The organism is Amorphus sp. 3PC139-8 (assembly GCF_040750475.1).
Lineage (GTDB): Bacteria > Pseudomonadota > Alphaproteobacteria > Rhizobiales > Amorphaceae > Amorphus.
In genome coordinates this window covers 1-3,272 of the sequence record NZ_JABJVY010000066.1, presented here as the reverse complement: position 1 = coordinate 3,272, position 3,272 = coordinate 1, and the positions used below count along the sequence as shown (strand labels likewise).

The following is a 3,272-nucleotide window of genomic DNA, read 5'->3' as shown; positions in this document are numbered from 1 at the left end:
ATGATCGCCGTGGCCGCGGGGGTAAGGCCCGCAACCACGGCGCCGTGTACCGACGGCACGCTTTCGAGCGCGAGCGCGATGAAGAACGGATAGCCGACGGCGAGGCCAAGCCCCATGACCAGTAGGCTGGGCAAGAGATCTCGACGGGGTAGCGTCCATCCGCGTACGGCCGACAGATAGACGGCGCCGAGCACACCGGCGATCACGATCCGGGCGCAGGTGATGCTCAGCGGCGAGAAGTCGGCGACCGCCGCCCGCGTCGCGACGAGCGTGCCGCTGAATCCTAGCATGCCGAAGAAGCCGAAGGCGACGCCCGTCGACAAGGCGCTGTCCGCGGAAGACTCCCGCTGGCTTCGTGGCTCAGGTTCTCCGGTCATCTTTGATCCTTGGGTCGGACTAGATGTCGGCCGGTCTGTGGAGAGCAATCCCGACCATGACCAGGACGATGCCGAGCAGATCCTGCACCGTCGGTATCTGGGCGAGGACCATGGCCGCGATGACCGTCGCGGTGGCCGGCAGCAACGCGAGCAACAGCGCGAAGCTGGCGCGCGGCAGGCGCGACATGGCGAGCTGGTCGCAGACATAGGGGATCACGGACGAGCACAGGCCGACCCCGATCCCGGCGAGAACCAGCTCGATGGCGCCGAACGCCTTGGCCGCCTCGACGATCCCGATGGGCATCACGATGACGAAGGCGATGGCCATGGCCGCGCCAAGTCTCTCTACGCCTTGGTTTGCTCCGCTCGCGGCGGCCCGATGGCCGAGTAGGATGTAGCCGGCGAACAGCGCCGCGTTGAGCGCTGACCAGAACAGCCCCCAGGGGTCCGTCGCCCACTTAACGTCGATGAGGACGAACACGCCTACGACGGTGAGCGCGAGCGCCAGCACATTGCGGCCGGTGCGTAGTCCGTAGAGGGCCACACCGATCGTGCCGACGAATTCCATCGCTGCCACCAGGCTCATCGGCAACCTGTCGAGCGCGAGGTAGAAGGACGTGTTCATGACGGCGAGGCACAGCCCGAGGCCGGCGAGCAGGAGCCGGGTGCGTCCGTCCGCCTCTCGGAGAGTGCGCCAGGGCTTGGTGATGGGGGCAAAGATCATGGCCGCCGAGGCGATCCGGAACCAGGCAACCCCCAGGACGCCCACGGCAGGAAACAGCAACACGGCGAAGCTCGGTCCCAGATAGTGGAACACCGCGCTCACGCCGAACCAGGCATGCGGGGGGACGGTCTCGGCGGCGCGGTTTAGGCGCCGGGCGGACATGGTCTCGGATGGCATTGGGCATCTCCCTATTGATTTGTATTTTGAAGGGAAATACCGGCATGATACATGGGTATTTCATGGCAAAACCCTGAAATATCCTTTCTATGAATGGGCAAAACGATGAAGCGCCTTAATTATGAAAATGGTGATGTCGACGCGGTTGATGAGGTGATTCTGCGTAACCTCGTTGCGAACGCGCGGACGACAACGGCGGAGCTGGCACGAAAGGTGGGCCTCTCCGCACCGACTGTGGCGGAACGTGTGAGGCGCCTCGAAGAGGCGGGCGTCATCACGGGTTACAGCGCGGACCTGGCGCCGGAGGCTCTCGGATTACCCATCGCGGCGTGGCTGCGCATTCGGCCAGTGCCCGGCGCGCTCGCACAGGTCGCGGAGACGATCCGCAGCATTCCCGAGATCACCGAGTGCGACCGGATAACCGGGGAGGACTGTTTTCTCGCGCGGGCACACGTCCAGTCCGTAGCGGATTTGGAGCGCATCATCGACCTGATCATTCCGCACGCGATGACGAACACGTCCATCATCCAGTCGTCGCCGGTTAAACGACGCCTACCGCCGTTGCCGGTTGTCATTGAATGACCATGCGTTATTCGCCAGCGTCTGTAGGTAACGAGCCGGCCGGGAAAATATGGCGAGCCAAGATCAGCAAGAGCCTAAAGACTGGTCGTAGGTTATTGTTGAATGTGCAGCCACTGAATACGGCATCGTTTGATTCCCTATTTGGAGGGTTGAGGTTTATTCCGTCTCTCTTGTTCAAGTGCGAGGTAGATACGGACGTCAGGTGACGAAGTAGTAGACCGAGAGGGCCAATCCGAGAGAGACAATGAACCCGCGCAGGACGCGTGCCGGGATGTGCCGGGCGAGCCGCGCGCCAAGGTAACCCCCCGCCATAGCACCCAGGAGCACGACGACGGTGCTCGGCCAATGGACGAGTTCGGCACCGATAAAAATTGCAGCCGAGATCGTGGTGATTACTGCGGCCAGAAGATTCTTCTGAGCGTTGGCGCTCTGGACATCGGATACACCGATCATGGTTAGCGCGGCCATTAGCAACACGCCCAGGCCAGCCCCGAAGTAGCCACCGTACACGGCGAAGATGAACTGGATCGCGGTCGACCCACTGGGGGAGTCAAGGTTCATTCGGGCGATCAATCTATTGAGCTTGGCAGCGGTCCAGAAAATCGCTGTGGCTAGTGCCAACAACCAAGGGACAAGTTCGGTGAAGGCGGCCTCACCGGTTGCCAGCAGCAGCAGTGCGCCGAAACTACCGCCGACAGCGGCTATGGCGGCGCGTCTCAGCAGAGTTCGGCCCGGCATTCTCAGTTCCCGGCGATACGCCGGCACGGCTGCCGCGTGCCCAGGATAAATCGCGATCGCGTTGGACGCGTTAGCCGTCACGGGGTCGAGCCCGGTGGCGATAAGTGCTGGAAAGGTGAAAAAGGTGCCGCCTCCGGCGATGGCATTAGCCGCCCCGCCGAGCACACCCGCTGAGATCAAAACTACAATTGTCGAACCATCCATGACCGGTTTCCCGTCGATCCCATCGTCAGGCCCGAAGGTATGCGGAGGGGACGGAGCAGTCTGGAATGTTTGTGATCGGTGTTACGCGTAAGCAGCGCCGTAGCGGGCCGGACTAGTGCCGAAGGCCGCAAAGAACAGGCGGCCTAAATGGCTTTGGTCGCTGAAGCCAGCTTCTTGCGCGGCGGAGGCAATAGGCTGTCCGCCACGTAACAGCAGGCGAGCATGGTTAAGCCGGCGGGCGACGACATAGGCGTGTGGAGAAATGCCATGTAGCCGCGTGAAGCTACGTGTGTATCCTTCGCGTGACATCCCAAAGCGACGAGCAATATCGGCAATAGACGTGCCGCCAGAAAGCTGCCGTCGGCTGGCCGTCAAACGCCGAACAAAGGGATCTGTTTCCGCTGTTTGCGCCGCCGCCCGACGGCATTGCCAGCGCCCCGACCGCCAGGGGAGACCCATGGCGTCATAGC

At 62.5% G+C, this 3,272-nt stretch carries 5 protein-coding genes; 1 reads left to right on the top strand and 4 read right to left on the bottom strand.

Annotated elements, in window-relative coordinates; genetic code table 11:
* Together HNS03_RS25595 and HNS03_RS25590 are read right to left on the bottom strand one after the other, a co-directional pair.
* Nucleotides 1-377, bottom strand: a 377-nt coding sequence (locus HNS03_RS25595; protein ID WP_367198872.1) for an EamA family transporter, incomplete at its 3' end; no start/stop codon positions are given.
* Between the two features lie 19 nt (nt 378-396).
* Nucleotides 397-1,278 (bottom strand): DMT family transporter, encoded by an 882-nt coding sequence (locus tag HNS03_RS25590; protein ID WP_367198871.1) that lies wholly within the window; start codon nt 1,276-1,278, stop codon nt 397-399.
* Between the two features lie 105 nt (nt 1,279-1,383).
* Here HNS03_RS25590 and HNS03_RS25585 point away from each other — a divergent pair, with 105 nt between their 5' ends.
* Nucleotides 1,384-1,860 (top strand): Lrp/AsnC family transcriptional regulator, encoded by a 477-nt coding sequence (locus HNS03_RS25585; protein WP_367198870.1) that lies wholly within the window; start codon nt 1,384-1,386, stop codon nt 1,858-1,860.
* Between the two features lie 198 nt (nt 1,861-2,058).
* Here the strand turns inward: HNS03_RS25585 and HNS03_RS25580 are convergent, their stop codons facing one another.
* The gene (locus tag HNS03_RS25580; protein WP_367198869.1) at nt 2,059-2,802 is read right to left on the bottom strand and encodes a sulfite exporter TauE/SafE family protein; all 744 of its coding nucleotides are present in this window, start codon (nt 2,800-2,802) and stop codon (nt 2,059-2,061) included.
* Nucleotides 2,803-2,883: 81 nt separating this feature from the next.
* On the bottom strand, nt 2,884-3,272 hold a 389-nt coding region (locus tag HNS03_RS25575), incomplete at its 5' end, for a helix-turn-helix domain-containing protein (RefSeq protein ID WP_367198868.1).